The 1,708-nt window shown below is 62.0% G+C and carries 2 protein-coding genes and 1 pseudogene; all 3 read right to left on the minus strand.

The genetic code is table 11. From position 1 onward, the window contains the following. Positions 1-1,005: ABC transporter substrate-binding protein (locus tag ABYB95_RS23050; protein ID WP_372662549.1), on the minus strand; the 1,005-nt coding region annotated here is incomplete at its 3' end. A gap of 87 nt (positions 1,006-1,092) precedes the next feature. After that, positions 1,093-1,401, minus strand: coding sequence for a DUF2160 domain-containing protein (locus ABYB95_RS23055; RefSeq protein ID WP_372662552.1), 309 nt, complete (start codon positions 1,399-1,401; stop codon positions 1,093-1,095). A 120-nt stretch (positions 1,402-1,521) separates the two neighbouring features. Next, a pseudogene (locus tag ABYB95_RS23060) lies at positions 1,522-1,708 on the minus strand (carbohydrate ABC transporter permease); the annotation flags it as partial.

The raw sequence follows: 1,708 nt of genomic DNA on the forward strand, positions 1-1,708 counted from the left end.
ACCGAAGGTCATGCCCGTGGCTTCTTTCGGCGCGTACTTCTTCATCCAGTCCACGTACTTGGTGAGCGCGTAGACAGCGGCGGGCGAGTTGGTGGCCCCACCGCGCGAGACCGAAGCGCCCAGCGGCGTGCAGCCATCGGCGGAAGCGCGGATACCCCACTCGTCGACCGGCTTGCCGTTGGGGATGCCGATGTCGGCGGTGCCGGCCATGGACAGCCAGGCATCGGAGAAGCGCCAACCCAGGCTGGGGTCTTTCTTGCCGTAGTCCATATGGCCGTAGATCGGCTTGCCGTCGATTTCTTTCACGTCGTTGGTGAAGAACTCGGCGATGTCTTCGTAGGCGCTCCAGTTTTGCGGAACACCCAGGTCGTAGCCGTACTTGGCCTTGAACTTGTCTTTCAAGTCCTTGCGCGCGAACAGGTCGGCGCGGAACCAGTACAGGTTGGCGAACTGCTGGTCGGGCAACTGGTAGAGCTTGCCATCGGGCGCGGTGGTGAAGCTGGTGCCGATGAAGTCCTTCAGGTCCAGACCGGGGTTGGTCCATTCCTTGCCCTTGCCGGCCATGTAGTCGGTCAGGTTCATGACCTTGCCGTAGCGGTAGTGGGTACCGATCAGGTCGGAGTCGCTGATCCAGCCGTCGTAAATCGACTTGCCCGACTGCATCGAGGTCTGCAGTTTCTCGACCACGTCACCTTCCTGGATCAGGTCGTGCTTGACGGTGATGCCGGTGATCTCGGTGAAGGCCTTGGCCAGGGTCTTGGATTCGTACTCGTGCGTGGTGATGGTTTCGGACACGACCGAAATCTCGTTCACGCCTTTGGCCTTGAGCTTCTTGGCGGCATCGATGAACCACTTCATCTCGGCCATTTGCTGGTCTTTGCTCAGCGTCGAAGGTTGGAACTCGCTGTCGACCCAGCGTTTGGCTGCGGCCTCGTCGGCCCAGGTCGAATGGGCACCCATGGCCAGCATGGCTGCGATGGCCAGCGCGGAATGGCGCATTTTCATGTTGTCTCCTCAGTCAATGAGCTTCCCCAGCAGAAAAATGGACGCTCGACCCTGGGGAAGCAATGGGCCGAATTCCAGGAAAAACGATCAGCCCTTGCGCATCGCCACCGCCAGCCACACCATGGACGCGACGAAGCTGATCCAGATGCTGGGCTCTTGCTCCAGCGAAAGCCATTGGGTGAACCAGCCGGCCATGCCGATGAAGGCCAGGTTGATGTAGGCCGCACCGAGCAGGCCGATGAAGAGGCGGTCGCCCCGCGTCGTGGCGATGGGCAAAAAGCCCTTGCGCATCACGGTGGGCGACTTGATCTCCCACACCGTCATGCCGATGAGCATGAGCACGATGCAGGTGAAAAACACCGCCACAGGCAGAGTCCAGGCCATCCAGTTAAACATTTGAGTTCTCCAATACCCTTTGAACACAGACGCTCCCACCCAGGCCGCCGCGGAACCGGCTTTGCCGGGCCGCCAGCGGCGCCCCCCTGGGGGGTCGCGCGAAGCGCGGCGGGGGGGTCTTCACACCCGGCCCATGGCGAAGCCCTTGGCGATGTAGTGGCGCACGAACCAGATCACGATGGCACCGGGAACAATCGTCAGCACACCGGCTGCCGCCAACGTGGCCCAGTCCATGCCGCTCGCACTGACCGTGCGCGTCATGGTCGCGACGATGGGCTTGGCGTTGACGCTGGTGAGCGTGCGCGCC

The sequence above is a fragment of the Hydrogenophaga sp. genome (assembly GCF_041633695.1).
Taxonomy (GTDB): domain Bacteria; phylum Pseudomonadota; class Gammaproteobacteria; order Burkholderiales; family Burkholderiaceae_C; genus Hydrogenophaga.